The sequence below is a fragment of the Sphingopyxis sp. MC1 genome, assembly GCF_000371385.1.
Classification (GTDB): Bacteria; Pseudomonadota; Alphaproteobacteria; order Sphingomonadales; family Sphingomonadaceae; genus Sphingopyxis; species Sphingopyxis terrae.
Genome location: NZ_AOUN01000003.1, coordinates 223454 through 248329 on the forward strand (window position 1 = coordinate 223454; position 24876 = coordinate 248329).

Annotated in this window: 30 protein-coding genes; 20 read left to right on the top strand and 10 right to left on the bottom strand. The window is 65.6% G+C overall.

From position 1 onward, the window contains the following. Position 1 precedes the first annotated feature (1 nt). From EBMC1_RS04875 to flgB, 4 genes are read right to left on the bottom strand one after another with little or no spacing between them, the layout of a single operon-like run. A complete protein-coding gene (locus EBMC1_RS04875) occupies positions 2–832 on the bottom strand; it encodes a flagellar hook-basal body complex protein (protein ID WP_003041489.1) in 831 nt (276 codons plus the stop codon). A 4-nt stretch (positions 833–836) separates the two neighbouring features. Then, a complete protein-coding gene (locus tag EBMC1_RS04880) occupies positions 837–1163 on the bottom strand; it encodes a flagellar hook assembly protein FlgD (RefSeq protein ID WP_003041492.1) in 327 nt (108 codons plus the stop codon). A gap of 3 nt (positions 1164–1166) precedes the next feature. Beyond that, complete coding sequence (flgC, locus tag EBMC1_RS04885) at positions 1167–1574, bottom strand: flagellar basal body rod protein FlgC (RefSeq protein WP_003041494.1); 408 nt, start codon at positions 1572–1574, stop codon at positions 1167–1169. Beyond that, entirely contained in the window at positions 1571–1924 is a 354-nt protein-coding gene (flgB, locus tag EBMC1_RS04890; protein ID WP_062766137.1) for a flagellar basal body rod protein FlgB, read from the bottom strand. Before flgB ends, flgC begins: the two co-directional genes overlap by 4 nt. Before the next feature lie 335 nt (positions 1925–2259). Here flgB and EBMC1_RS04895 point away from each other — a divergent pair, with 335 nt between their 5' ends. From EBMC1_RS04895 to EBMC1_RS04920, 6 genes are all read left to right on the top strand, one after another. Continuing rightward, a complete protein-coding gene (locus EBMC1_RS04895) occupies positions 2260–2766 on the top strand; it encodes a flagella basal body P-ring formation protein FlgA (RefSeq protein ID WP_003041500.1) in 507 nt (168 codons plus the stop codon). A gap of 171 nt (positions 2767–2937) precedes the next feature. After that, a complete protein-coding gene (gene flgM, locus EBMC1_RS04900) occupies positions 2938–3243 on the top strand; it encodes a flagellar biosynthesis anti-sigma factor FlgM (protein WP_003041503.1) in 306 nt (101 codons plus the stop codon). Next, positions 3243–3548, top strand: a complete 306-nt coding sequence (locus tag EBMC1_RS04905; protein WP_003041506.1) for a hypothetical protein — start codon at positions 3243–3245, stop codon at positions 3546–3548. Before flgM ends, EBMC1_RS04905 begins: the two co-directional genes overlap by 1 nt. 78 nt (positions 3549–3626) lie before the next feature. Beyond that, positions 3627–4448, top strand: coding sequence for a transglycosylase SLT domain-containing protein (locus EBMC1_RS04910; RefSeq protein WP_003041511.1), 822 nt, complete (start codon positions 3627–3629; stop codon positions 4446–4448). Then, positions 4445–6565 (top strand): flagellar biosynthesis protein FlhA, encoded by a 2121-nt coding sequence (gene flhA, locus EBMC1_RS04915; protein ID WP_003041514.1) that lies wholly within the window; start codon positions 4445–4447, stop codon positions 6563–6565. The genes EBMC1_RS04910 and flhA overlap by 4 nt, the downstream gene beginning before the upstream one ends. Continuing rightward, the gene (locus EBMC1_RS04920; RefSeq protein ID WP_003041517.1) at positions 6555–7301 is read left to right on the top strand and encodes a sigma-70 family RNA polymerase sigma factor; all 747 of its coding nucleotides are present in this window, start codon (positions 6555–6557) and stop codon (positions 7299–7301) included. Before flhA ends, EBMC1_RS04920 begins: the two co-directional genes overlap by 11 nt. A gap of 54 nt (positions 7302–7355) precedes the next feature. Here EBMC1_RS04920 and EBMC1_RS04925 read toward each other — a convergent pair whose 3' ends face one another. Genes EBMC1_RS04925 through EBMC1_RS17750 form a run of 4 tightly spaced genes read right to left on the bottom strand, consistent with a single transcriptional unit; the run spans position 7356 to position 9230 of the window. Next, the gene (locus EBMC1_RS04925) at positions 7356–7850 is read right to left on the bottom strand and encodes a MarR family winged helix-turn-helix transcriptional regulator (RefSeq protein WP_003041520.1); all 495 of its coding nucleotides are present in this window, start codon (positions 7848–7850) and stop codon (positions 7356–7358) included. A gap of 30 nt (positions 7851–7880) precedes the next feature. Further along, the gene (locus EBMC1_RS04930; protein ID WP_003041525.1) at positions 7881–8294 is read right to left on the bottom strand and encodes a hypothetical protein; all 414 of its coding nucleotides are present in this window, start codon (positions 8292–8294) and stop codon (positions 7881–7883) included. Positions 8295–8321: 27 nt separating this feature from the next. Continuing rightward, positions 8322–8702: a hypothetical protein gene (locus tag EBMC1_RS04935; protein WP_003041528.1), complete on the bottom strand. Its 381-nt coding sequence runs from the start codon at positions 8700–8702 to the stop codon at positions 8322–8324. A 48-nt stretch (positions 8703–8750) separates the two neighbouring features. Beyond that, positions 8751–9230: a response regulator transcription factor gene (locus EBMC1_RS17750; protein ID WP_231292865.1), complete on the bottom strand. Its 480-nt coding sequence runs from the start codon at positions 9228–9230 to the stop codon at positions 8751–8753. 181 nt (positions 9231–9411) lie between these two features. Between EBMC1_RS17750 and EBMC1_RS04945 the strand changes: the two genes are divergently transcribed. Next, the gene (locus EBMC1_RS04945; protein WP_003041534.1) at positions 9412–10104 is read left to right on the top strand and encodes a Crp/Fnr family transcriptional regulator; all 693 of its coding nucleotides are present in this window, start codon (positions 9412–9414) and stop codon (positions 10102–10104) included. A 69-nt stretch (positions 10105–10173) separates the two neighbouring features. Here EBMC1_RS04945 and EBMC1_RS04950 read toward each other — a convergent pair whose 3' ends face one another. Then, positions 10174–10845, bottom strand: coding sequence for an OmpW/AlkL family protein (locus EBMC1_RS04950; RefSeq protein ID WP_003041537.1), 672 nt, complete (start codon positions 10843–10845; stop codon positions 10174–10176). A gap of 171 nt (positions 10846–11016) precedes the next feature. On the opposite strand from EBMC1_RS04950, the gene ccoN reads away from it, so the two are divergent. The 10 genes from ccoN to hemN all read left to right on the top strand — a co-directional run bounded on the left by ccoN (position 11017) and on the right by hemN (position 20356). Beyond that, a complete protein-coding gene (ccoN, locus tag EBMC1_RS04955; RefSeq protein WP_003041542.1) occupies positions 11017–12675 on the top strand; it encodes a cytochrome-c oxidase, cbb3-type subunit I in 1659 nt (552 codons plus the stop codon). Positions 12676–12689: 14 nt separating this feature from the next. Beyond that, positions 12690–13463, top strand: coding sequence for a cytochrome-c oxidase, cbb3-type subunit II (gene ccoO / locus EBMC1_RS04960; protein WP_003041545.1), 774 nt, complete (start codon positions 12690–12692; stop codon positions 13461–13463). Continuing rightward, positions 13460–13624, top strand: coding sequence for a cbb3-type cytochrome c oxidase subunit 3 (locus EBMC1_RS04965; RefSeq protein WP_003041548.1), 165 nt, complete (start codon positions 13460–13462; stop codon positions 13622–13624). The genes ccoO and EBMC1_RS04965 overlap by 4 nt, the downstream gene beginning before the upstream one ends. After that, positions 13611–14552 carry a cytochrome-c oxidase, cbb3-type subunit III gene (gene ccoP / locus EBMC1_RS04970; protein WP_003041550.1) on the top strand — a complete coding sequence of 314 codons (942 nt, stop codon included), beginning with the start codon at positions 13611–13613 and terminating at the stop codon, positions 14550–14552. Before EBMC1_RS04965 ends, ccoP begins: the two co-directional genes overlap by 14 nt. Next, positions 14539–16011: a cytochrome c oxidase accessory protein CcoG gene (gene ccoG / locus EBMC1_RS04975; protein WP_003041553.1), complete on the top strand. Its 1473-nt coding sequence runs from the start codon at positions 14539–14541 to the stop codon at positions 16009–16011. The genes ccoP and ccoG overlap by 14 nt, the downstream gene beginning before the upstream one ends. Then, the gene (locus tag EBMC1_RS04980; RefSeq protein WP_003041556.1) at positions 16008–16469 is read left to right on the top strand and encodes a FixH family protein; all 462 of its coding nucleotides are present in this window, start codon (positions 16008–16010) and stop codon (positions 16467–16469) included. Before ccoG ends, EBMC1_RS04980 begins: the two co-directional genes overlap by 4 nt. Further along, positions 16466–18589: a heavy metal translocating P-type ATPase gene (locus tag EBMC1_RS04985; RefSeq protein WP_003041558.1), complete on the top strand. Its 2124-nt coding sequence runs from the start codon at positions 16466–16468 to the stop codon at positions 18587–18589. Before EBMC1_RS04980 ends, EBMC1_RS04985 begins: the two co-directional genes overlap by 4 nt. Continuing rightward, a complete protein-coding gene (gene ccoS, locus EBMC1_RS04990) occupies positions 18586–18741 on the top strand; it encodes a cbb3-type cytochrome oxidase assembly protein CcoS (RefSeq protein ID WP_003041561.1) in 156 nt (51 codons plus the stop codon). Before EBMC1_RS04985 ends, ccoS begins: the two co-directional genes overlap by 4 nt. Then, positions 18738–18965 (top strand): hypothetical protein, encoded by a 228-nt coding sequence (locus EBMC1_RS04995; protein WP_003041565.1) that lies wholly within the window; start codon positions 18738–18740, stop codon positions 18963–18965. Before ccoS ends, EBMC1_RS04995 begins: the two co-directional genes overlap by 4 nt. 65 nt (positions 18966–19030) lie before the next feature. Then, entirely contained in the window at positions 19031–20356 is a 1326-nt protein-coding gene (gene hemN / locus EBMC1_RS05000; protein ID WP_156001027.1) for an oxygen-independent coproporphyrinogen III oxidase, read from the top strand. Positions 20357–20449: 93 nt separating this feature from the next. Here the strand turns inward: hemN and EBMC1_RS05005 are convergent, their stop codons facing one another. After that, positions 20450–20734 (bottom strand): hypothetical protein, encoded by a 285-nt coding sequence (locus EBMC1_RS05005; protein WP_003041572.1) that lies wholly within the window; start codon positions 20732–20734, stop codon positions 20450–20452. A gap of 242 nt (positions 20735–20976) precedes the next feature. Here EBMC1_RS05005 and EBMC1_RS05010 point away from each other — a divergent pair, with 242 nt between their 5' ends. The 3 genes from EBMC1_RS05010 to mprF are packed head-to-tail and all read left to right on the top strand — an operon-like array spanning position 20977 to position 24780. After that, on the top strand, positions 20977–21786 hold the full coding sequence (locus EBMC1_RS05010) for an AcvB/VirJ family lysyl-phosphatidylglycerol hydrolase (RefSeq protein ID WP_003041574.1): 810 nt from the start codon (positions 20977–20979) through the stop codon (positions 21784–21786). A gap of 1 nt (position 21787) precedes the next feature. Then, positions 21788–22186: a DUF2147 domain-containing protein gene (locus tag EBMC1_RS05015; RefSeq protein WP_003041576.1), complete on the top strand. Its 399-nt coding sequence runs from the start codon at positions 21788–21790 to the stop codon at positions 22184–22186. Further along, positions 22183–24780, top strand: coding sequence for a bifunctional lysylphosphatidylglycerol flippase/synthetase MprF (gene mprF / locus EBMC1_RS05020; RefSeq protein WP_003041578.1), 2598 nt, complete (start codon positions 22183–22185; stop codon positions 24778–24780). The genes EBMC1_RS05015 and mprF overlap by 4 nt, the downstream gene beginning before the upstream one ends. Positions 24781–24876: the final 96 nt, after the last annotated feature.

The window sequence follows — 24876 nt, forward strand, 5'->3', positions numbered from 1 at the left end:
ATTACGAACGCATGTTGATCAGGGTCTGCGTCAGCGTCGACGCGCCCTCGATCGCCTTCGCGTTCGCCTGGAAGTTGCGCTGGGCGGCGATCAGCAGCACCAGCTCTTCAGTGATGTCGACGTTCGAGCGTTCGAGCGCGCCCGAGCGGATCGTACCCATGGGGCCGTTGGTCGCGGCGTCGATCGTCGGCTGGCCGCTTTCGCCCGTCGACTGGTAATGCGCGTCGCCGACGGGGCGCAGCCCTTCCATCGAGGGGAAGCTCGCCATCGCGACCTTGCCGAGCACCTGGCCCTCGCCATTGGCGAAGGTCGCGGTAACGAGCCCGTCGAGGCCGACCGACACATTGACCAGCGCCGAGGTCGGATCCGACGGCGCGCCCGCGGGGAGCACGAAGTCGGTCATGCCGGCAAGCGTGCGGTCAGTGACATTGCCCGACGCATCGACCGGGAGCAGCTGCAGCTTCTGGCCGGTGGTGTCGACGATATGGCCGTCATCGGTCGGGGTGAAGGCGCCGTTGCGGGTGTAGGTCACCTGCTCGCGCGGCGGCTCGCCCTTGACGACGAACATGCCTTCGCCCGCGATCGCGAGGTCGAGCGTCTTTTCGCTCGCCTCGAGCGTACCCTGCGTGAACTGCTGGATGATGCCGTTAAGGCGCTGGCCCTGACCCGCGACCATGCGCGTCGACTGGGTCGGCGACGAAGCGAACAGATCGCCGAACTGGGCGCGGCTGCGCTTGAAGCCCGTCGAGCTGGCGTTGGCGATATTGTTCGAGATGACCGACATGTCGGTCTGGGCACCCTTGAGGCCCGAAAGCGAAGTATAGAATGACATGGACTTATCCTTCCTGCGTGGTCGATTGGGTGGCTGCGGCGGCCGCCGCGGCGGCGTCCTGGGCGGTCTTGATGTCCTGAAGCAGCGCGGTCTGCGCCGTGAGCTGGTCCGATATCGTCTTCAGCGTCGTGTTGGTTTCGGTGACGCCGGCCAGGCTGGAGAATTGCGCCATCTGCGCAACCATCTGCTGGTTGTCGACGGGGTTGAACGGATCCTGCTGCGACAGCTGGGCGGTCATCAGTCGCAGGAAATCCTGCTGGCCGAGCTGGGTGCCGCTGTTCTTCGGCACCACCGTGATATTGCTTCCGTTAACGGCAGAGGTGGTCGTCATGGCTTATTGTCCCAACCGCAGCGTTTCGTTGATCAGGCCCTTTGCGGTTTCGAGGACCTGGACATTGTTCTGATACTGGCGGGCGGTCTCGACCATCTCGACCAGTTCGGCGGCGCTATCGACCGCGGCTTCCCAGACGTTGCCGTCCTTGTCGGCGAGCGGGTTCGACGGGTCGTGCCGTTTCGACGGGGCCATCTTGCTGACCGTCACCTGGTCGACCGCGACGGTCGCGCGCCCCGCGCCGTCCATGACGGTGCGGAACACGGGCTTCAGCGAACGGAAGGCTTCCTTTTCGCTGCCCGCGACGGTGCCGGCGTTGGCCAGGTTCGATGCCGTTGTGTTGAGGCGGACGAGCTGCGCCGACATGGCGCGGCCGCTGATGTCGAAGATCGAGAGCGCGCTCATCGTCATTCGCCCTTCAGCGCGCGCGTCAGCGTGCCGATCCGGCCCTGCAGAAAGGACAGGCTCGAGCGGTAGGCGAGCGCGTTTTCGGCAAAGGCGGTCTGTTCGGTCGCCATTTCGACGGTGTTGCCGTCGAGCGAAGCCTGCACGGGCACGCGGTAAGCGATGGCGCCTTCGATCGCGCCGTCGGTCGATGCGCCCTGCTGGGCCAAGTCGAGCGCCTTGGTAAAATCAAGGTCGCGCGCCTTGTAATTGGGGGTCGCGGCGTTGGCGATGTTCGACGCGAGCATCATCATGCGCTGGCTGCGCAGCTGGAGCGCTGTCGCATGCAGGCCAAAGAGCTTCTCGGATGCCATCATCACTTTCCTTCGCAAGCCACCTTTCGGTAGCGGGCCTTCGCTTGCCGCCAGCAAGTGGCGGCTTTCGATCCGTCGCCCCGCCTCGCTGCCGGCGGTCCGGCGCAGGGGCGCGATGAATCACCAAGGCATGATGCAATCGCCGTGCCAAATTGCATTATCGCTTGTTTTTCAGTGCCCTGGGGCAATGCCGCGACGGGAGCCGACCCGGCCCGCGAAGCGCTCGTCAAAAGATTGACGGCGACGGGCGCGCAGGCCGCAAATTCGGCGGTTGCCCGCGATTGGCACGCATCCTGCACCGTAACCGGCGACAAAGGACCAGCAAAGGAGATTGGGTCATGTATCGCAGGATGATAGCCGCCCTCGCCGCCGGCATCGCGATGGCGCCCGCCGCAACCGCGCAGCAGGCGACCGAGGATTGGCAGACCATCGACACGCTGACCGCGATGGTCGCAAATGCGATGGGACGCACCGCGACGCCGATCGACCGGCGCATCAAGCTGGCGCGCTGCCCCGAACAGGCATCGATCACCGCGATCGACAGCCAGACGCTCGCGGTGCGCTGCGAATCGCTTGGCTGGCGCTTGCGCGTGCCGATGGCGGCGCAGGCGGGCGCGGCGACCTCCGCCGTTTTCGCCCGCTCCGCCCCGGCTGCCGCGCCGGTCATCCGCCGCGGCGACAATGTCCGCGTCTCGATCGACACCGACAGCTTTTCGGTAAGCTACAACGCCATCGCGACCGAAGACGGTCGCGTCGGCGAAACGATTGCGCTGCGCGGCAATGACGCGAAAAACATGATCAGCGCCACCGTCACCGGACCGGGCCGCGCGAGCCTTCAGGACTAGTTTTCAGGTAGTTAAGCCCCACTGGCCCGGTGGCTGTCGATTTTTCGACGCCGCCGGGCCTCTTTTTTTTTAATTTTTTGGCAACCCGCCCCTTAAAGCGCCGCCCCACCCGCCGTTAATGGCTCTGAAGCAGTGCCGTCGAGTTTCCGACGGTGCATGATGGAGGCTAAGATGGCAGGTGACGACAAACTCGTCCTGCAGGTCGGCGGTGTCACGCGAGCGACACCCGTGCGCAGGACGGCAAGCGGTTCGACCGCTTCGGCGAACCAGCGCGCGACGGCCCAGCCCGCTCCGACGGCGATGCCCGTCGCGCGGCTGATCAGCCTTGCCAACGAAATGGCCGCGCAGGAGCCGCCGGTGGATTATGCCCGTATCGCATCGCTGCGCGCCGCGATTGCCAGCGGCGAATATAGCGTCGATCCCGTGGCAATCGCCAAATCGATGGCACTTTTCCACAGCACGGGCGGCAATTCGTGATGATCGAACAGATGCATGAGGTGCAGGCCAAGCTCGACCTGCTTGTCGGCGCGCTCGACGGCCATGATGCCGGGGCGATCGTGTCGGCGACCGAGGATCTGGCAACGGCGGTCATCCTGTTTCGCGGCGCCGGCGTTCCGGCGGGCAGCGAAATGCAGGCCCGGGCGCTGATCGGCAAGACGCTGGGCAAGCTCGAAGCGGCTGCAATCCGTATCAATGTCCTGAAGAACTGGACGCGTCAGAGGATTGACATGAACCATGCAATCCGCGGCACGCAACCCCGAGGCCCCGCTTTAACCTATTGATAAGCAAGATTTTCGGGGGCTTTCCCGGAAATGGCACGATGATTGCTTCTCTTCTGCTGAAACAGCGGAACAGAGGCAATGAACGCAATCAACAACCCCCAGGCAGCGAACCGGATCGCCGCACCCGTCATGGATGCCGTGCAGACGGCGTCGGCGCGCACGGGGGTCGATTTCGACTATCTGGTCGATGTCGCCCGCGTCGAAAGCCGCTTCAATCCCGGCGCCAAGGCCGCAACATCGTCGGCGCGCGGCCTCTATCAGTTCACCAATCAGACCTGGCTCGCGACGCTCGAGCGCCACGGCGCCAATCACGGGCTTGCCTGGGCCGCCGACGCGATCCGCCGCGATGGCGCGGGCCGCCTGTCGGTCAGCGATCCGGCACTGCGCGACCAGATCATGGCGCTGCGCGACGATCCCTTTGCCGCATCGAACATGGCGGCGGCGCTGACCGCCGATAATCGCGAATTCCTCGAAAGCCGGATGGGCCGCACCGCCGAACCGGTCGATCTCTACCTCGCGCATTTCCTCGGCAGCGCCGGGGCCGCGCGCTTTCTGACCGCGCTCGACGCGAACCCCGACCAGCCGGGCGCCACGCTGCTGCCCGAAGCCGCGGCGGCGAACCGTCCGATCTTTTACACCCCCGACGGCAGCATGCGCAGCGTCGGCGAGATCCGCGATCTGTTCCGCGCCAAACTCGACGCCGGCGGCGGCGCACCGTTGCCCGCCGCGGCAGCGCCCGTTTCGACATGGCGCAGCGCCGCAACCAGTTTTTCGGGCGAAGCCGCCGGACGGCCGCCGCTACCGATGATGGATATTCAACCCATGCCCAGGAAATTGTCGATGGATTTTGCCGCCAGTGCCTATCAGCGGCTCGCTTCGCTGTCGGGAGGCACCGCATGACCGGGCTCGACGTCCGCAATGCGGCGCGCTTCGCGACTGCCGCGGCACTGCCCGCGGCGATGCTGATTCTCGTCGCGTTGATGGTGATCCCGGTCACGCCGATCATCCTCGACATCAGCTTCATCGGCAATATCATGATCAGCCTCGCGATCCTGATGGTCGCGCTGTCAGCGTCGAAGCCACTCGACTTCTCGGCTTTCCCGACCGTCTTGCTGCTCGCGACGCTGTTCCGTCTCGCCCTCAACGTCGCCTCGACGCGCGTCGTGCTGGTCCACGGCCACGAAGGCACGTCGGCGGCGGGCCATGTGATCGAAGCGTTCGGCCAGGTGCTGATCGGGGGCGATTATGTCGTCGGCCTGTTCGTCTTCGGCGTGCTGATGATCATCAACCTTGTCGTCATCACCAAGGGCGCGGGACGCGTGTCCGAAGTGTCGGCGCGCTTCACCCTCGACGCCCTGCCCGGCAAGCAGATGGCGATCGACGCCGATCTCAACGCCGGCCTGCTGACCCCCGACGAAGCCAAGGCGCGGCGTCAGGAAGTCGCGACCGAGGCCGATTTCTACGGCTCGATGGACGGTGCGTCGAAATTCGTGAAGGGCGACGCGGTCGCCGGCCTGCTCATCCTGTTCGTCAATATCGTCGGCGGCCTGATCCTGGGCATGTTCAGCCACGGCCTGTCCTTCTCGCAGGCGGGCAGCACCTATGTCACGCTGGCGATCGGCGACGCGCTCGTCGCCCAGATTCCGGCGTTGCTGCTCTCGATCGCGGCCGCCGCCATCGTCACGCGCGTGTCGTCGCCCCACAACCTGTCGGGCCAGATCGGCAGCCAGTTCGCTTCCCCCCATGTATGGATGGCGGTCGGCGGTATCCTGTTCATCCTCGGCCTTGTCCCCGCAATGCCGCAGATGCTGATCCTGCCTGCTGCGGCGCTGGCCTTCACCATCGGCTGGCAACTCCGGCGCGCAGCGGCCGAAGTCGCTGCCCAGCCCGAACCCGCGGCCCCGGCGCCCGACCCGCATCATATCGAGTGGGCGGATGTCAGCGACATCGGCCCGTGCCAGCTCGAAATCGGCTATGCACTCGTCAGCCTGGTCGACGAACGCAAGGGCGCGCCGCTGATGACGCGGATCACCGGTATCCGGCGCCAGTTGTCGAAGGAACTCGGCTTCGTCGTGCCGCCGGTTAAGGTCGCCGACGACCTGTCGCTGCCCGGCAACGTCTATCGCATCTCGATCGCCGGGGTGATCGTCGGCGAGGACGAGGTCTTCCCGAACGAAATGCTCGCGCTCGATTCGGGCGAACTGGTGACCAAGGTGACGGGCCGCCCCTGCAAGGATCCGACCTTCGGCCTCGACGCGCTGTGGATTTCCAAAAGCGCGCAGAATGACGCGATCGCGGCGGGCTATACCGTCGTCGATCCCGCCACGGTCGTCGCGACGCACCTCAACAACAGCATCATCGCTTCGGCCGCCGAACTGTTCGGCATCGACGATGCCCAGTCGCTGATCGACAATCTCAAGACCCATTATCCGCAGCTTGCGGCGAACCTCAGCCCGCAGGGCTATGCGCTGCCGCGCGTCGCCGCGCTGTGCAAGGCGCTGCTCATCGAGCGCGTGCCGCTGCGCGACTTCCGCAAGATTGCGGAGGCTATGGTCGCGCTCGTCGGCCAGCAGCTCGGCGATGGCGACCTGATCGAAGCGGTGCGCCAGCGCATCGGCGCGCTGATCGTCCAGACGATCGTGCCGAGCCGCATGCCGCTGCCTGTCGTGACCTTCACCCCCGATATCGAAGTGCTGCTCAATCAGGCGGTGCGCGCAAATCCGGGCGCCGAATGGCCGTTCGAACATGGCATGGCGATGAAGATCGTCGAACAGATCGGCCAGGCGGTCGAGCCGCTGCTGCTCCAGACGCGTAGCTTCGCGCTCGTCGCCTCCCCCATCTGTCGCCCGGCGCTGTCGCGGCTGGTGCGCGCGACATTCCCCGATGTTGCGGTGATCTCCTACCTCGAAATCCCGGCGACCAAGGCAACCGAAATCGTCGCGACGATCGGTGCCGATCAACCGCGGCTGACCAGCGGCGAAGAAGCCTATCAGAAGGACGAGCCCCATGAAAATTGAGCCCGCCGAGCAATTTGCGGGAAAGACCGCGCACGCCCTGCGGCCGCAAGGCTATGGCGAGAATGTCGAGGCGCTGATCGCCGAACATGCGCCGCTCGTGCGCAAGATCGCCTGGCAGGTTCATTCGCGCGTGTCGCGGACGAGCGATCTTGAGGATCTGATCCAAGTCGGGCTGATCGCGCTGATCGAAGCGAGCCGTACCTATGAAGAGCGCGGCTTCGCCTTTACCACCTATGCATCCACGCGGATTCGCGGCGCAATGATCGACCAGCAGCGGCGCGAGGCCGATGTCGGGCGCGCCGCGATGGCGGCCGCCAAGCGGCTCGCGGCGACGCGCGACGCGCTCGAACAACAACTGATGCGGGCGCCGGGCGCCGCCGAAATGGCCAAAGCGATGGGGATGGGTGCCGAGGAATATTTCGAGTTCGAACGCAGCGCGACGCACGGCCGCTCGACCTCGCTCGACGAAATGATGAACGAAGGCGATTTCCTGTTCGCCGACGACCGGCTCGGCGCCGGCGAGCTGCTCGAACAGGAAGGAATGCTAGACGCGCTGCGCGCCTGCATCGGGCGCCTGTCGGACCGCGAACAGATGGTCCTGCAGCTCTATTTCTTCGAAGAGCTCAATCTGCAGGAAATCGGGCTGACGCTCGACGTCAGCGCGGCGCGGGTCTGCCAGATCAAGCGCGACGCGATGGCCAGGATCGACCGCATGATGCGCGAAATGACCGAATGACGCGAACGGCCGGATGCGGCGGCGACCAGCAGAAGCCGCATCCGGCCGCGCCGGTCAACCTGCGCGATTGCTCCGCAACGCCAGGCCGACTTTCTCGAAATAGCTGGCCATCCGCTCGGTCCCCGCATCGGTCAGGCGGACGATGGTCCGGCGGCGGTCGCGTTCGTCGATCGACCGTTTGACGAGCCCCATCGCCTCGAGCGAGGCGATCATCCGCAGCCCCGACGACAACGGCACGCCGGCCCCCGTCGCGAGGTCACTCGCGCTCAGGATACGGCCATTGGCATTGGCCAGCATCAGGTCGAGCATCATGTCCCACGTCGGGCCCGACATCTGCGCGCTGCCGAAATGATGGCGCCGCATACGGCGGGCCTGGATACTGAACGACAATTGGTCGACCAGCCGCGGCGCCGCCACGTCGCTGCGCGGTTCGAGCTCGACGCGGACCGGCGCCGCCGACTCGTCGCCGCCGCGCGCGGCGAGCAGCTCGTGAATTTCGTCGATACGCGATTTCAGATCGGCAATTTCTTGGTTGGAAAATTGCTGCATGTGATGGGACCCCTGGTGCGCCTTCAGGCGCTACACTCCGACACCACCCCTCCGCCTGGTCGAACCCGATGCGTACAGAATGACGAACAAGATCGGGTAAGAGATATACATTGAAAGCAGCGCGTACGGACGCGCCAATATCTCCGAAAACATCAGCTTCTGGACATGGCCGAAAATGGCGATCAACTGCCATCCGGTGATCCAATAGGGCCAGAAACGCTGCGTTTTCAATGCGATGAACCAAAAGCTCGCGAGCGCGACCAAGTCTATCGCAAAGATATTATATTCAATATGCGACCAATCCGGATTGGGTGCGAGGAGGGTGGTGCACACCGACGCGAGCAGGGCCGTATAGGCGGCCCAGCGCTCGAGGGGACCGCCGCGCCACATCGCGACGGCCACCGTGGTCAGCAGAACCGCATAATAGCCCGCTACGGTCCACATGTGGTTCGTCCACCCCCGCTCTTGAACTTACGACGCTTTGGCGAGCGGCAGATGCGCCACCGCGGCATCGCCGTGATCGTTGCTGCCGTCCTCGACCAGCGTTGCCGCCGGCGGCTTGACGCCTGCACCGAACATGCGCGTGCCGAGACCGACCTGCTTTTGCGTGACGCTGAGCGCGAGATGCGCGTCGGTCAGCAGCTGACGGACTTCGCCGGCCGCGGCAAGCGCCTGCGCAACCTTGGCCATCGCTTCCTGACCGACGATCGCCGACATATTGGTATCGCGCCGTGCGGTGGGCAGCGTCGCGGCGAGACGCGCGATGCTGATCATCGTATCGTCGATCGCATCTTCGGCCTGATGGAGGTCCGAGGCGATCTTCTTGGCGGCAGACATGCGTTCATTCAGCATAATCCTGGTCCTTGTATACGAATGCCGACGGAATCCCCCCCGCAGCATTCAGGTCAACACACGACCAAGACCGACAAGGATCGAATAGAGGGCGGAAAAAGCCAAAATGGTCGCAAATGCGATCAGGATTGGCCAGATAATCCTTTCCATCAACCCGTGCCGGTTGGCCGGCTGGGACGCGGTAGGAAATGGCGAACCGATATCGAAAAGCCGCCGGATCGAACTGCGCCCCACACCGGCTTCATCGGCGGGCGCCTCGTCGCCTAGGCTGATCAATTGATATCTCAATGGCTGATAGGGAGTAACTTGGTCGAATACACCGTTACGTGCCAAAATCGTCGCAGCCTCTATCCTGTTGGATGCATTGAGTTTTTTCAAAGCGCGCCGCACACGCTCATCAACCGTGTGCGGGGATACATCCATAATGCGAGCAATCTCTTTGGAATTTTTGTGCTCAAAAACCAGCCGCAGCGTTTCGATTTGCGCGGCCGAAAGGAGACTGATGTAATTGTCTGGGTCACCCTGCACACAAAAGGGCATAGAGGATCATGATTCGAAATCAAGTTACGAGGGGCGCGATAGGCGTATCATCCTGCGTCACCGGCACGCCCGAGGCTCGAATTTCCGGGATTCCGCGGCGCCGCTTCATCCAGCCAGACCGGAAGCTCTCGCTATTTCCAAATGCCGCGCATTCGGCTAGGCGAACGGCGTGACCGACTGTGCATCCTGCGTCGTGCGAAACCGCGCGATCTGTGCGAGCCTCAATCCCGAGGAGCTGTTGCTGCTCGGCAAGATGGGGCGCAAGCAGCGCGTCAAGGCGGGCCAGACGCTGCTCTGGGAAGGCGACGACGCACCGGTGGTCGCCAATGTCCTCGAAGGCGTACTTAAACTGGTCGTCGCGACCGCCGACGGGCGCGAGCAGATCGTCGGCATCGTTTTTCCGTCGGATTTCATCGGCCGCCCGTTCGGCAAGGAAAGCCCGTACAGCGTCACCGCGATGACCGATGCCGAAGTCTGCATTTTCAACCGCAACGCCTTCGACGAATTTGCAGGCAACCATCCCGACCTGCAACAGAAGCTCTTGCGCCGCACGCTCGACGAACTCGACCGGGCGCGGCACTGGATGATGCTGCTCGGTCGCAAATCGGCGTCGGAAAAGGTCGCCTCCTTCCTCCTCGAAATGTCCGAACGGCTTTCGGGGCAGGGATGCCAGGTCGGCGGCACGCGTAACGGTTTCGAGTTACCCTTCGGACGCCAGCAAATCGCCGACATATTGGGGCTGACGATCGAAACGACGAGCCGTCAGCTCACCCGGATGCGCTCCGACGGTCTTCTGGACCTCCCCTCGCGCCGCGAGATCGTGATTACCGATCGCGACGCGATGGAAGCGATGGCGGGATAGCCGGCGGCGTCGGCGACACACCCCCACCACCCGGCGGGGACATGTCGCCGATCAGCGCCGCGCGCCGCTTCAGAAGCGGAACGCCACCCCCGCGCTGATCACCCACGGGTCGAGCTTGTGCTTGGTTTGCAGCACTTCGGTCGTACCCGCATACCAGGTCGCGGTCGGACGCAGGAAATAGCGCTTCGCATCGAACGAGACCGCCAGCCCCTTGTCATTCACGGGAATATCGATCCCGGCCTGCACCGCGGCGCCGAACTTGTCGTTGATCTTCTGCCGCGTCGCGCCCAGTCCGCGCGTCGTCACGCCCGGCTTTTCGTCGATGAAGAAGAAATAGCTCGGGCCGGCGCCGACATAGGGCTGAATCCCGCCGTCGCGGCCGAAATGATATTTCAGCGTCAGCGTCGCCGGGATGATCTTGACGTCGGACACCAGCTCGGCACCCGCCAGCGCCCCGGCGCCATCGACGTCGTGCTGGGTCACGCCGGCAATGGTTTCGAGCGAGACATTGTCGGTGACGAAATATTCGACCGCGATCGTCGGCGTGACATTGTCGTTCGCCTTGCTCTGCGTCCCGGCGGGCAGGCTGAGGCCGTCATATTTCACGTCGGTGATCTTGCCGTCGGGCGCGACGAGGGTCGCGAGCAGCTTCACCTGAACGTCCCCGGCCTTGGCCTGGGCCTGGCCCGGAACCACCATCGCAGCGGCCAGAGCGGCGAGGGAGAGATAATGCGTCTTCATGTCGTGACTCCTTGCGTTGACGAGCGCCTCCCTGCGCTTGCCCGCCGCACCGCGCATTGATGGAACGCAAAAAATTGCTTGATCCTGGTCAATGTTTTGGCCACCGTCCCCGTCCATGAGCGGTTCCCAGCCGTGCGGTCGAAGGGACCGCGCCAAGCAGGGACAAGCATTATGGACGGTGTGGTATTGAAAGCGGGCGGCTGGCTGGGCCTCGCCCTTCTCGCGCTCGTGATGGCGGCGCTCGCGGTCGATGCGCCCTTTGCGGTGCATATGGGGATCGTCGCGGTCGCCTGCCTCGCCGTCCTGTGGGCCACCGTCTCGCGCGCCGATTTCGACGGCATCGCGCGCGGCATATTGAAAATGCCCGCGGACGAAGGCGTCTATGACGACGACCCGATCCGCTGGGGGGTGATCGCGACGATCTTCTGGGGCGCCGCGGGTCTTATCGCGGGCCTTTATATCGCGCTCCAGCTTGCCTATCCCGCGCTTAACCTGGGGTTTGAATATACGACCTTCGGACGGCTGCGCCCGCTGCACACCTCGGGCGTGGTTTTTGCTTTCGGCGGCAATGCGCTGATCGCGACCAGCTTCTATGTCGTCCAGCGCACCTGCCGCGCGCGGCTCGCCTTTCCGGGCGCCGCCCGCTTCGTCTTCTGGGGCTATCAGCTTTTTCTGGTGCTCGCAGCCACCGGCTATCTGATGGGCGTCACCGAAGCGCGCGAATATGCCGAACCCGAATGGTATGTCGATCTGTGGCTGACCATCGTATGGGTCGTCTATTTTGTCGTGTTCGTCGGCACGATCGTCAAACGCCGCGAGCCGCATATCTATGTCGCCAACTGGTTTTACCTCAGCTTCATCATCACCATCGCGATGCTCCACATCGTCAACAATCTGTCGGTGCCGGCAACGATCTTCGGGTCAAAAAGCTATTCGGCTTTCGCGGGGGTGCAGGATGCGCTGACGCAATGGTGGTACGGGCACAATGCGGTCGCCTTCTTCCTGACCGTACCCTTCCTTGCGATGATGTATTATTTCGTCCCCAAGCAGGCCGAACGGCCGATCTACAGCTATCGCCTGTCGATCATCCACTTCTGGTCGCTGATCTTCCTCTATATCTGGGCGGGTCCGCACCATCTGCACTATACCGCGCTGCCCGATTGGGCGCAGACGCTGGGCATGGTCTTTTCGGTTGTGCTGTGGATGCCGAGTTGGGGCGGCATGATCAACGGGCTGATGACGCTGAACGGCGCATGGGACAAGATCCGCACCGATCCGATCATCCGCATGATGGTGATCGCCCTCGCCTTCTATGGCATGGCGACCTTCGAGGGGCCGATGCTCTCGATCAAGGCGGTCAACTCGCTCAGCCATTATACAGAATGGACGATCGCGCACGTCCATGCCGGCGCGCTGGGCTGGAACGGCATGATCACCTTTGCCGCAGTCTATTATCTGGTGCCGCGCCTGTGGGGACGGCCGCGCCTCTATTCGCTGCGCATGGTCAACTGGCACTTCTGGCTCGCGACACTGGGGATCGTCTTCTACGCCGCCTCGATGTGGGTCGCCGGGATCATGCAGGGTCTGATGTGGCGCGAATATGGCGCCGACGGCTACCTCGTCTACAGCTTTGCCGAAACCGTCGCGGCGATGCACCCGATGTATCTGATCCGCGCTGCCGGCGGGGCGATGTATCTCGCCGGCTTTGTCCTGCTGATCGTCAACGTCTGGGCGACGATTGCTGGCAAGGTCCGCGAAGAGAAGCCGATGACCGAGACCCCCTATAACGCCGCCGCGGACCGCCCGCTGGCGCCCGTTCCCGCCGAATAAGGAGCCTCCAGGCCATGGCCACCCAATCCACCGAAAAGCGCTTCAGCCACAAGAAGCTCGAACGCAATATCACCCTGCTTGGCTTTTTTTCGCTCGTCGCCGTGGCGATCGGCGGCATCGTCGAGATCGCGCCGCTGTTCTGGATCGACAATACCGTCGAAAAGGTCGACGGCATGCGGCCCTATACTCCGCTCGAACTCGCCGGCCGCAACATCTATATCCGCGAGGGCTGCTACCTTTGTCACAGCCAGATGATCCGACCCTTCCGCGACGAGGTCGAACGCTATGGCCACTACAGCCTGGCGGCGGAAAGCATGTACGACCATCCCTTCCAATGGGGGTCGAAACGCACCGGCCCCGACCTGGCGCGCGTCGGCGGCCGCTATTCGGACGAATGGCATCGCGCGCACTTGATCGATCCGCGCAGCGTCGTGCCCGAATCGATCATGCCGCCCTATGCCTTCCTTGCCGAAAACGACCTTCGGACCGACGATCTGCGCAACGACCTGACCGCGCTCTATCGCGTCGGCGTTCCCTATACCAAGGAGGATATCGCCAAGGCCAACGAGGATTTGAAGGCACAGGTCGATCCCGCGTCGGCCGCCGATCTCCAGAAACGCTATCCCAAGGCACAGGTCCGCGATTTCGACGGCGATCCCGCGCGTCTTACCGAAATGGACGCGCTGATCGCCTACCTCCAGATGCTCGGAACGCTCGTCGACGTCGACAAGGCGGCGCCGCAGGAACAGGCGCACGCCGCCGACATCGCGCAGGAGAAAGCGCGATGACCTATGACGAGATACGGCATTTCGCCGATAGCTGGGGCTTGATCGTCATGGTGGCGATGTTCCTCCTCTTCATCGCCTGGCCGTTCCGCAAGGGAGCCGCCCGCCACCATGACGAAGCAGCGAACATGATCTTCAAGGAAGACGACAATGGCCGAAGATAAGCGCATCGACGAAGTGACGGGCACAGCCACCTCCGGTCACGAATGGGATGGCATCGAGGAACTCGATACGCCGATGCCGCGGTGGTGGCTGTGGTCACTCTATGCGACGATCATCTGGGGGATCGTCTATGTGATCCTCTATCCCGCCTGGCCGATGATCCGCAGCGCGACCGAGGGCACACTCGGCTGGAGCAGCCGCGGCCAGCTCGAAAAGGAACTCGCCGCCGAGGCGCAGCGGCGGGCGCCGATCGTCAATGCGATCGCCGCCACCCCGATCGCCGAACTACCCGCCCGACCGCAACTGATGCAGGCGGCGATCCAGGGCGGGGGCGCGGCGTTCCGCGTCCATTGCGTCCAATGCCATGGCGCCGGCGGTGCCGGTGTAAAGAAGCTCTATCCCAATCTGACCGACGACGACTGGCTGTGGGGCGGCGACCTCGCCGCGATCCACTATACGATCACCAACGGCATCCGGAATCCCGACGTGAAGACGACGCGGATCAGCCAGATGCCCGCTTTCGGCCGCGACGGCATCCTCGACGCCAGGCAGATCGACGATCTGGTCAGCCATGTGCGCGTCATCAGCCGTCAGGAAAAGCCCAGCGCCTCGTCGGCGCGCGGCGCGGCGCTCTTCTCGGCCAATTGCGCGGTCTGTCACGGCGCGGGCGGGGAAGGCGGCCGCAGCGTCGGCGCGCCCAAGCTGACCGACGCCATCTGGCTCTATGGCGGCGATCGCGCCAGCCTGACCGCGACGATCAACCAGCCGCGCAACGGCGTGATGCCGCACTGGGGCGAACGGCTCGACCCGGTGACGATCAAGATGCTCGCCGCCTATGTCTATTCGCTGGGCGGCGGCGAAAAGGCACCGGCGCCCGCGGCGGTCGCCGCAGCCGCCCCGGAAGGACAGGGAGCCGATGGCCAGCCCTGACGATCTGACCGGCGGCAAGACGTCGCTCTACGCCGCCCGGAAGGCCGTCTATCCCAAGCGGGTGGACGGCCGCTTCCGCCGGCTGAAATGGGCGATCATGGCGGTGACGCTGGCGATCTATTACGGGACGCCGTGGATCCGCTGGGACCGCGGCCCCTATGCACCCGACCAGGCGGTGCTCGTCGATCTTGCGCACCGGCGCTTCTACATGTTCCAGATCGAAATCTGGCCGCACGAATTCTATTATGTCGCCGGGCTGCTCATCATGGCGGGGATCGGCCTGTTTCTGGTGACGAGCGCGGTCGGCCGCGCCTGGTGCGGCTATGCCTGTCCGCAGACCGTATGGACCGACCTGTTCCAGCATGTCGACCGGCTGGTCGATGGCGATCGCAACGCGCAGATCCGTCTCGCGCAGGGGCCGTGGACCGCCGAGAAGATCGGCAAGCGCGCACTCAAATATGCGATTTACCTGACCATCGCCTTCTGGACCGGCGGCGCATGGATCATGTATTTCGCCGATGCGCCGACGCTGACGCATGACTTCTGGACCGGCCAGGCAGCGCCAGTCGCCTATGGCACCGTTGCGGTGCTGACCGCGACGACCTTCGTCCTCGGCGGCTTCATGCGCGAACAGGTGTGCATCTACATGTGCCCCTGGCCGCGTATCCAGACCGCGATGATGGACGAAAAGTCGCTGCTCGTGACCTATCGCGAGTGGCGCGGCGAACCGCGCGGCAGCACCAAGAAGGCGATGGCGCACCCCGGCGCCTTCGGCGACTGCATCGATTGCAACCAATGCGTTGCGGTCTGCCCCACCGGCATCGACATCCGCGAAGGGCCGCAGATCGGCTGCATCACCTGCGCGCTGTGCATCGACGCCTGCGACGGGGTGATGGCGCAGGTCGGCCGTCCGCGCGGCCTGATCGACTATTGCACGCTCGAGGATGTCGCGGCGGAAAAGGCCGGCGGCACGGCGCGCCCCGTGCGCAAGACGCTGTTTCGCCCGCGTACGATCATCTATTTTTCGATCTGGTGCGCGATCGGCGCCGCCATGCTGTTCACGCTGGGCCAGCGCACGCGGCTCGACCTCGCCGTCCAGCATGAACGCAGCCCGCTCTACGTCCAGCTTTCGGACGGCCATATCCGCAACAATTACACGCTCAAGCTGCGCAACATGGAAACGCGCCCGCGCGCGGTCGAAGTGACGGTCAGCGGACTCGAGGATGCCGCGCTGTGGACCGAGGAGGGCTCGCGCGTCACGGCGGCGCAGCGGATTACGCTGACTCTCGCGCCCGACAGCGTCACCCGCGTCAAGCTGTTCGTCGCCGCCCCCGCCGCGGGCGCGGCGCGGCAGGATTTCACGATCGCGACGCGCGGCCTCGACGGCGATCCGCGCGGCGACAGCGAAACCATCCAGTTCGACCGGCCGCCGGCCGACAATCAGGAGCCCGGACAATGAGCAAGGCGCGCCGCTTTACCGGTTGGCACATGACGACGATCCTCGTCGCCTTCTTCGCGGTCGTCATCACCGTGAACATCGTCATGGCGCGCTTTGCCCTCTCGACCTTCGGCGGCACGGTGGTCGAAAACAGCTATGTCGCGAGCCAGCATTACAATGAATGGCTCGCCCGCGCCGCCGCGCAGGACCGGCTGGGCTGGGACAAGAGCGCCACGCTCGATGCCGACCGCCACATCGAACTCGCCGTCCGCAGTCAGGGCAAGCCGCTCGACGGGCTGGCGACGACCGCGACGCTCAGCCACCCGCTCGGCCAGTTGCCGGCGCGCGCGGTGCATTTCGCGCCGGCAGCGGACGGCCGCCTGATCTCGCGCGAAACGGTGCCGGCAGGCCGCTGGCGGCTCGACCTTTCGGTCCGGCACGGCGCAGACGAGGCCCGCTACCAGATCGATCTGCAATGAGCGTTGCCACCGCCTCGCCACTGGTCGAGCGCGACTTCGCGGTTCCCGATATCCGCTGCGCGGGCTGCATCTCGAAGCTTGAACAAGGGCTGGTCCGCGACCGGCGCATCGCTTCGGCGCGCGTGAACTTCACCGAAAAGCGCGTCCATATCGCCTGCACCCCCGACGCCGAGACGCCCGATCTGGTTGGCGCCTTCGCGCTGCTTGGGTTCGAGGCGCATCCGATCGGCGACGCCCCCGGCGAAGGCGATCCCGAAGCGGCGAGCAGCCGCGAATTGCTGCGTGCGGTGGCCGTCGCGGGCTTCGCGATGATGAACGTCATGCTGCTGTCGGTATCGGTCTGGTCGGGCGCCGAGGGCGCGACACGCGACCTGTTCCACTGGCTGTCGGCGGCGATCGCGCTGCCGACCGTCGTCTATTCGGGGCGCCCCTTCTTCCGCTCGGCATGGCGCGCGCTGCGCCACGGCGGGACCAATATGGACGTCCCGATCAGCATCGGCGTCATCATCACCAGCGCGCTCAGCGTCTACGAAACCGCGACGCACGGCCAGCACGCCTATTTCGACGGCGTCGTCATGCTCCTCTTCTTCCTGCTCTGCGGACGTTGGCTCGACAGCGTGATGCGCGACCGCGCCCGCGGCGGCGTTACCGCGCTGCTCCGCAACATGGGCACCGGCGCGACAGTGCTGCGCGGCGAAGGCAGCGGCCACTGGGTCGATGCGACCGCGCTTCAGCCCGGCATGGTGATGCTGGTCGCCGCCGGCGAGCGGCTTGCCGCCGACGGGGTGATCGTCGCGGGGTCGACCCAGATCGACCTGTCGCTGCTCACCGGCGAAAGCGCGCCGCAGGCGGTGCATGTCGACGACCATGTCCACGCGGGCACGCTCAATCTCGGCGCGCCGATCCGCGTCCGCATCACCGCCGCGGGCGCCGACACCGCCATCGCGGATATCGCACGACTGATGGGCGAGGCGGCGCAGGGCAAGTCGCGCTATGTCCGCATCGCCGATCGCGCCGCACGCTTCTATGCGCCCGCGGTCCACACGCTCGCGCTGCTCGCATTCACGGGCTGGATGATCGCGGGCGCAGGCTGGCATCATAGCCTCCTGATCGCGGTCGCGGTGCTCATCATCACCTGCCCCTGCGCACTCGGCCTTGCGGTTCCCGCGGCGCAGATCGTCGCAGCGGGGGCGCTGATGCGCGTCGGTGTGCTGATCAAGGACGGCTCGGCGCTCGAACGCATGGCCGAGGTCGACCGGGCGCTGATCGACAAGACGGGGACGCTGACGCTCGGCCGGCCGGTCGCCACCGATCTCGACGCCGTCGATCCCGCCCATCGCCCGCTGCTCCTCGCGCTGGCGCAGGCCAGTCGCCACCCGCTCAGCGAAGCGCTGACGCGCGGCTTGTCGGCGCTCGGCGTGGTGCCCGAAACCGTCCAGAATATCCGCGAAACGCCGGGCTTCGGTATCGAGGCGGACTGGCATGGGCACAAGGTCACGCTCGGCCGCCCGCAAAGCCCCGCGGCGGGCACCGCGCTGGCCACCGAACTCGCCATCGACGGCGATCCGCTCGCGACGATCCGCTTCGCCGACCAGCTTCGCCCCGACGCACGCGCCGCAATCGACGCGCTGGCGGCCGAGGGAATCGATGCGACGATCCTGTCGGGCGACCGGGCCGAGGCGGTGGCACCCGTCGCCCGCGAACTCGGCATCACCGCCCAGACCGGCATGACGCCGCAGGACAAGCTCGCCGCGATCGCCCGCCATGCGGGCGCCGGACACCGGGTGCTGATGATCGGCGACGGCCTCAACGACGGCCCGGCGCTGGCCGCCGGTCATGCCTCTATGGCGCCGGGATCGGCAAGCGACGCGGGCAAGAATGCCGCCGACTGCATCTTCCTCGGCGACCGGCTGACGCCGGTGGTGCAGACGGTGCGCATGGCGCGCCGGACGCAGCGGATCGTGAAGCAGAATTTCGCCCTCGCCATCGGCTATAATATCATCGCGGTGCCGCTCGCCATCTTCGGCCACGTAACCCCGTTGATCGCGGCCATCGCGATGTCGGGTTCGTCGCTGATCGTGGTGGGCAACGCGCTGCGCCTGAAGGCGGCGATCCGGTGAACGGCCTGCTTTTCCTGATCCCGATCGCGCTCGGGCTGGGACTGCTCGGTCTTTCGGCTTTCTTCTGGTCGCTGCGCCACGGCCAGTTCGACGATCTCGACGGCGCCGCATTGCGCATCTTCGTCGAGGATGAAGAGGATGCCGCGCCATGATCCTGCGCCCGCTCGCCTCGCTCGCCGCCGCCACCGGACTCGCCTTCGCGCCGCTTGCCAGCGATGCGCAGATCTTGCTGCTTCCCGCATGCGGCGGCGGGACGCATCTGCTCGTCATTCCCGGCGCCCCGGACAAGCCCGGCGACCACCCCTGTTCGAAGCCCTGCCATGCCGTGACCGAGCGGCGCAGCAAGCCGACCGACGACAAAAAGGGTTGTTGCTGACATGGCCGCCGCCGCTTTGACCTTGGTCAATGCGGCAAAGACCGCCCGCCCGTAGGACCATGGCCATGTGGACCTATTATCCCGAGCTGCTCGCAAAGCCCGTGCCGCGCTACACCAGCTATCCCACCGCGGTGGAATTCGGCGACGCGGTGGGCGAAGCCGATTATGCGCGGGCGCTCGATGCGATCGAGCCGGCCACGCCGCTTTCGCTCTATGCCCATATCCCCTTTTGCGAACAGATTTGCTGGTATTGCGGATGCAATACCGGGGCCGCAGGCCGCAAGCAGCGGCTCGCCGACTATCTCGTCGCGCTACGCGCCGAAATCGCGATGGTGGCGAAACGGATCGGCGGCCGCGCGCGCGTCCAGCATATCGCTTTTGGCGGCGGCAGCCCCAATGCGGTCGCGCCCGTTGAATTCGTCCGCATCCTCGACCGCCTGCTGACCGTCTTCGACGTCAGCCGGCCCGAAATATCGATCGAGATCGATCCGCGCGGCTTCACGACCGAATGGGCGCTTGTCCTCGCCGCGTCGAACGTCACGCGTGTCAGCCTGGGCGTTCAGACCTTCGCGCCGCACATCCAGCAGGCGATCGGCCGCGTCCAACCGCTCCGCGATATCGAGGCGACGGTCGCGGCGCTGCGCCTGCGCGGGATCGACGCGATCAATTTCGATCTGATGTACGGGCTGCCGGGGCAGAGCATCGCCGATCTCGACGCGACGCTCGACGAAACGATCCGCCTCGCTCCCAGCCGGATCGCGCTGTTCGGCTATGCCCATCTGCCCGCGATGTTGCCGCGGCAACGGCGCATCGACGCGACCGACCTGCCCGACGACCGGTTGCGCTTCGAACAAGCGGCGCACGGTTTCGAACGGCTGACCGCGGCGGGCTATATTCCCGTCGGCTTCGATCATTTCGTGCTGCCGGGCGATCCGCTTGCCGCGGCGGCCAAGGCGGGGCGCGTCAACCGCAATTTCCAGGGCTTTACCGAAGACGACGCGCCGGTCCTCCTCGGCTTCGGGGCAAGCGCGATCAGTCGGTTTCCGGGGTTGATCGTCCAGAATGAAAAGCGCGCCGGTCCCTATCGCGACCTGATTGGCGAAGGACGACTGGCCGCGGTGCGCGGCGTTGCGGTGGGCGAAGACGACCGCCTGCGCGGCGCGATCATCAAGGCCATCCTCTGTCAGGGGCGCGCCGCGATGCCCGCTGCATGGGCCGATGCCGCGCGCCCGGCGCTCACCGACGTCGCGCAGCGCGGACTGATCCGCTGGGTTGGCGACGAACTGGTGCTGGATGAGGGGTCGCAGCCTTATGCCCGCACCATTGCGGCGCGCTTCGACCGCTTCCGCGGCACCATCGCCCCTGCCGATACCGCCGCCATCGCGCGCTGATCGCGCGCCGCGCTTCGCCGGAACAAGAAAGGCCAGCTCTCGGGGCGCGAGAGCTGGCCAGCAGCAGGTTGTTCGGGGCTTCGGGTGCCGGGGTCAGCCCTTGCAAGCCTGCTTGTTCTTGTTGCCGGGAAGGCTGCAATTATAGGTCACGGTCTTGCCGTTCGCCTGCTTCGCCTTGACCATATGGCCGGTGGGGCGGGCTGCGGCGACGCGCTGCGATGCGGCCTTCGGCTTGGCGGCAGCCTGCTTGACGGGCTTTGCGGCGGGCTTGACCGCGGTCGTCGCGGGCTTCGCCGGGGTGGTTGCCGCAAAGCTCGGGGCGGCGATCATCATCGTCGCGGCCAGGCCGACGCCGATCAGGGAACCAAAACGTGCCATCTCTATCACTCCGAATGGTCCCGCCGCACGGTCCCGGTCAACGCGACGGGGCCGGCGGGGAAACAGGACGTCCAGGGCGGGGTCTGGGTGGACAGGGGGTGATCCCGCCTTGGACGAACCCCTATTAGGCGGCCGCGACCGACGGGGTGATGGCCGCGACATGACAATATGGTAATTTGCGCGCCAGCATCCGGACGGCCGGTCGGGTGCATAACGCGATCCTGCTCAATGGAAGTACCCCCGTGACCGCGCACGCCGACCTGGCATCGATCGCCGAACCCGCTTCGCCCGCCGCTCGCCGCGGCGGCGTGGGGCGCGGCGTCAGGCTGGCCCTTGCCGGCCTGCTGCTGGCGCTGCTCGCGCTCGGCGATTTTTATGTCTGGGCGGGCTATTATCACGGACCCCTCTACCGCGATCTCGCGTCGGACGCCGCCGGACCCGACCGGCCTGCGATCGTGATGCTGTCGGGCGACATGGGGAACAAGGTCGGCATGACCCCGCCGGTGTCGCGGCGGATCAATCGCCGCGGCTACGCGGTAGTGACAGTCAATTCGCTCGCCTATTTCTCGCCGCGCCGGACGCCGCAGGAAGCGGCAACGCTGATCGAGAATGCGATGGCGCTGGCGATGCGGCTCGGCCGCACGCGCCGCGTCGTCCTGATCGGGCAATCCTTTGGCGCCGACATGTTGCACGCCGGCCTCGCCGCGATGCCCGCGGCCGACCGGACGCCGATCAGCGCCGTCATCCTGATCGTCCCCGGCCACGATATCATCTTCCGCGCCTCGCCGATCGAACTCGCCGGTCTCGAAATCCCCGACCAACTCGCCCTGCCGACCGCATCGCAGCTCGACTGGGCGCCGCTCACCTGCATCTGGGGCATCAAGGAAAGTGACAGCCTGTGCCCCGAACTGACCTTGCCCGGCCTACGCAAAATCGCTTTGCCGGGCGGCCACAAGCTGCAATCCGACGACGCGGCGCTCGAGGCCGCGATTTTCCCTGCCATTGCGCATGCGACCGACCGGATGCACGCACCGCCCCAACGGAGAAACTGATATGAAGGCTCTGGCGATCGCCCTGCTGCTCGGCGCCGCGACCGGCATTCCTGCCGCGCAGCCCGTGGCCAGCCCCGTCGGCGTCTGGCAAAATCCCAAAGGCACCATCCTGGTGCGCACACGCAATTGCGGCGCGATGCTGTGCGGCAATATCGTCTGGGCCAGCCCCACCGCCCTCTCCGATGCGCGCGACGCCGGGGTCAATGCCTTGATCGGCACCGAATTGCTCAGCGACTATCGCGCGACGGGTGCGGGGCGCTGGACCGGGCAGGTCTATGTGCCCGACCAGGGTCGTCGCTTTTATTCGACGATCGAGGTAAGGAACCCGAACAGCTTGCGAATTTCGGGTTGCATCCTGGGCGGGCTGATCTGCAAACATCAGGAGTGGACGCGTCGATGACGGTTTTCGGGGGCGTGCGATCCTGGGCCTCGCGGCATCGCCGGACGTTGTCGATCGCAGCCGCGCTGGTCGTCGCGGCGCTCGGCTTCACCGCGCTCTATCATTTGCTGCATTCGGTGCGCCCGCACGCGATTCGAGAGGCTTTTCGCGCGGTTTCGAACGTGCAGATCGGATTCGCGCTGCTGCTCACCGCGGCCAGCTATCTGCTGCTCACCCTCTACGACACGGGGGCATTGCGCGTCATCGGCCGCAAACTGCCTTGGCGCACCGCGGCCCTTGCCTCCTTCACAAGCTACACGCTCAGCCACAATCTGGGCCTGGCCCTGCTGACCGGCGGCTCGGCGCGCTACCGCGTCTATCGCGCCGCCGGGCTCAGCGGCGGAGAGGTCGGCAGCGTGATCGCGCTCGCCAGCCTGAGCTTCTGGAACGGCGTCGTTCTGCTCGCGGGTCTGGCGGCCATGGCGAGTACGCAGTTGCTGCCGATTTTCGACATCGGCCTGTCGCTGCACTGGTTGCATCTCGGCGGGATGGTCGTCGCGACCCTGTGCCTCATCCCGCTGCTGCTCCGCCATTTCGGGCTGACCGCGCTCGACATCGGCGGGTGGCGCACTCCGATCCCGGACCTGAAGACAAGTGCGTCGATGACGCTCGTCGCCGCGCTCGATCTGGCTGCGGCCAGCGCGGCGCTGTTCGTGCTGCTGCCGGCGCCCGACCCAGCCGCCTACCCCGCCTTTTTCCTTGGCTATGCCTTTGCAATCATTGCCGCGCTGATCAGCCATGTGCCCGGCGGGCTCGGCGTGTTCGAGGCGGTGGTGATCGCGATGGTCCCCGGCGACAAGGCGCAGCTCCTCGCCGCGCTGCTCGCCTATCGCGTCATTTATTATCTGCTGCCGCTGCTGCTCGCGGCGCTGCTGCTTGCCTGGCACGAAAGCAAGGCGTGGCACGCCCCGGCGCGCCAGTTCGCCGCGGCGAGCGAATCGCTGCTCCGCGAACTGGCACCGCCGCTGCTCGCCGCACTCGTCTTCGCCGGCGGCCTGATCCTGCTCCTGTCGGGATCGACCCCCGCCGAAGCGGGACGGATGCACGATTTGCGGCATATCCTGCCGCTGCCCTTCGTCGAAGCATCGCATATCGCCGCCAGCCTGTCGGGCACGCTGCTGCTCTTCCTGGCGCCCGGCCTGCTGCGCCGCCTCAACGGCGCCTTCGTCGCGACGCGCGCACTGCTGCTCGCCGCAGCGATCTTTTCGCTGACCAAGGGGTTCGACTATGAGGAGGCGGCCATCCTCCTCGCCATCTGCGCCGCGCTGCAATGGAGCCGCCCCGCCTTTTACCGCAAGACTTCGCTGATTGACGCACCGCTGTCGACCGGCTGGATCGTCGCCGCGCTGATCGCCATCCTCGGCTCAGCCTTCGTCGGCCTCTTTGCCTATAAGCATATCGATTATACCAGCAGCCTGTGGTGGCAATTCAGCTTGCGCGGCGACGCGCCGCGTTTTCTGCGCGCGAGTTTCGGGATCGCGGTGCTGATCACCGGCCTCGCGCTGTGGCGGCTATTCGCGCCGTCGGCCCGCACGGTGCGCGATACGCCGGTGGGGTTCGATGCCCTCGAACCGGCGCTGGCGCTCAGCGACAGCACCGATGCCTTTCTGGCCTACACCGGCGACAAGCGCTTCCTGCTCGCCGACGAGGGCGACGCCTTCCTGATGTACCGGGTGCAGGGCGGCAACTGGATCGTGATGGGCGATCCGGTCGGCAACGAGGATCGCTGGGCCGATCTCTTGTGGAAGCTGCGAGAAATGGCCGACGCGGCGCAGGGGCGTATCCTGCTCTATCAGATCAGCGCGGCCTGCCTGCCGCAAGCGATCGACCTTGGGCTGTCGATCGTCAAATATGGCGAAGAGGCGCGCGTCGAGCTTGCCCGCTTCACCCTTGCCGGGCCGCAGGCAAAGACGCTGCGCCACGCCGAGCGCCGCGCGGTGCAGAATGGCGCCGAATTCGCCGTAATCGCCGCCGCCGAGGTTCCCGCGCATCTTGCCGAACTCAAGGCCGTGTCGGACGACTGGCTGCACGCGAAAAAGCAGCGCGAAAAAGCGTTCAGCCTCGGCCGCTTCGATCCCGCCTATATGGCGCGCTTTCCCTGCGCGGTGGTACGGATAGACGGGCGGATCATCGCTTTCGCCAATATATTGGCGACCCCCAATGGCGCCGAAATGTCGGTAGACTTGATGCGCCATGTGAACGACGTCCCCTATGGCGTCATGGACTTCCTGTTCATTCGCCTGATGCAGCATGCGCAGCAAGCGGGCTATCGCTGGTTCACGCTCGGCATCGCGCCCTTGTCGGGCATCGAGGGGCGCAAGCTTGCACCCGCATGGGCGAAGGGCGCCGCCTTCGTCTTTCGCCATGGCGAGATGCTCTATGGTTTCGAAGGCTTGCGCAGCTACAAGGCGAAATTCGCGACCGATTGGCAGCCGCGCTACATCGCCGGACCCCGCGGCATGGCCTTTGCACAGGCGATGGCGGCGGTGCACCAGATCGTCTCGCGTGCGCCGGTGCGCAATGACACGCGCGCACCCATCGCCGCCACGGCCTGATCGCCGGCAAGATTACCGCAGTTTCATCTTCGCGCCATCGGGCGGTGGGACGCGACCTGCTACGCCGGTCCAATGGACCCGCCGCGCATCCGATCC

Coding starts and splice junctions, on each gene's coding strand:
- EBMC1_RS04925 (WP_003041520.1), bottom strand. CDS start 7,850: ATGCAGCAATTTTCCAACCAAGAAATTGCCGATCTGAAATCGCGTATC.
- EBMC1_RS04995 (WP_003041565.1), top strand. CDS start 18,738: ATGATCCTGCGCCCGCTCGCCTCGCTCGCCGCCGCCACCGGACTCGCC.
- ccoO (WP_003041545.1), top strand. CDS start 12,690: ATGGCCACCCAATCCACCGAAAAGCGCTTCAGCCACAAGAAGCTCGAA.
- EBMC1_RS04880 (WP_003041492.1), bottom strand. CDS start 1,163: ATGACGACCACCTCTGCCGTTAACGGAAGCAATATCACGGTGGTGCCG.
- EBMC1_RS04980 (WP_003041556.1), top strand. CDS start 16,008: ATGAGCAAGGCGCGCCGCTTTACCGGTTGGCACATGACGACGATCCTC.
- flhA (WP_003041514.1), top strand. CDS start 4,445: ATGACCGGGCTCGACGTCCGCAATGCGGCGCGCTTCGCGACTGCCGCG.
- EBMC1_RS04950 (WP_003041537.1), bottom strand. CDS start 10,845: ATGAAGACGCATTATCTCTCCCTCGCCGCTCTGGCCGCTGCGATGGTG.
- ccoP (WP_003041550.1), top strand. CDS start 13,611: ATGGCCGAAGATAAGCGCATCGACGAAGTGACGGGCACAGCCACCTCC.
- EBMC1_RS04905 (WP_003041506.1), top strand. CDS start 3,243: ATGATCGAACAGATGCATGAGGTGCAGGCCAAGCTCGACCTGCTTGTC.
- flgM (WP_003041503.1), top strand. CDS start 2,938: ATGGCAGGTGACGACAAACTCGTCCTGCAGGTCGGCGGTGTCACGCGA.
- EBMC1_RS04895 (WP_003041500.1), top strand. CDS start 2,260: ATGTATCGCAGGATGATAGCCGCCCTCGCCGCCGGCATCGCGATGGCG.
- ccoN (WP_003041542.1), top strand. CDS start 11,017: ATGGACGGTGTGGTATTGAAAGCGGGCGGCTGGCTGGGCCTCGCCCTT.
- mprF (WP_003041578.1), top strand. CDS start 22,183: ATGACGGTTTTCGGGGGCGTGCGATCCTGGGCCTCGCGGCATCGCCGG.
- EBMC1_RS04935 (WP_003041528.1), bottom strand. CDS start 8,702: ATGCTGAATGAACGCATGTCTGCCGCCAAGAAGATCGCCTCGGACCTC.
- EBMC1_RS04985 (WP_003041558.1), top strand. CDS start 16,466: ATGAGCGTTGCCACCGCCTCGCCACTGGTCGAGCGCGACTTCGCGGTT.
- hemN (WP_156001027.1), top strand. CDS start 19,031: ATGTGGACCTATTATCCCGAGCTGCTCGCAAAGCCCGTGCCGCGCTAC.
- flgB (WP_062766137.1), bottom strand. CDS start 1,924: ATGATGGCATCCGAGAAGCTCTTTGGCCTGCATGCGACAGCGCTCCAG.
- EBMC1_RS04965 (WP_003041548.1), top strand. CDS start 13,460: ATGACCTATGACGAGATACGGCATTTCGCCGATAGCTGGGGCTTGATC.
- EBMC1_RS05005 (WP_003041572.1), bottom strand. CDS start 20,734: ATGGCACGTTTTGGTTCCCTGATCGGCGTCGGCCTGGCCGCGACGATG.
- EBMC1_RS04920 (WP_003041517.1), top strand. CDS start 6,555: ATGAAAATTGAGCCCGCCGAGCAATTTGCGGGAAAGACCGCGCACGCC.
- EBMC1_RS04875 (WP_003041489.1), bottom strand. CDS start 832: ATGTCATTCTATACTTCGCTTTCGGGCCTCAAGGGTGCCCAGACCGAC.
- EBMC1_RS04930 (WP_003041525.1), bottom strand. CDS start 8,294: ATGTGGACCGTAGCGGGCTATTATGCGGTTCTGCTGACCACGGTGGCC.
- EBMC1_RS04910 (WP_003041511.1), top strand. CDS start 3,627: ATGAACGCAATCAACAACCCCCAGGCAGCGAACCGGATCGCCGCACCC.
- ccoG (WP_003041553.1), top strand. CDS start 14,539: ATGGCCAGCCCTGACGATCTGACCGGCGGCAAGACGTCGCTCTACGCC.
- EBMC1_RS05015 (WP_003041576.1), top strand. CDS start 21,788: ATGAAGGCTCTGGCGATCGCCCTGCTGCTCGGCGCCGCGACCGGCATT.
- flgC (WP_003041494.1), bottom strand. CDS start 1,574: ATGACGATGAGCGCGCTCTCGATCTTCGACATCAGCGGCCGCGCCATG.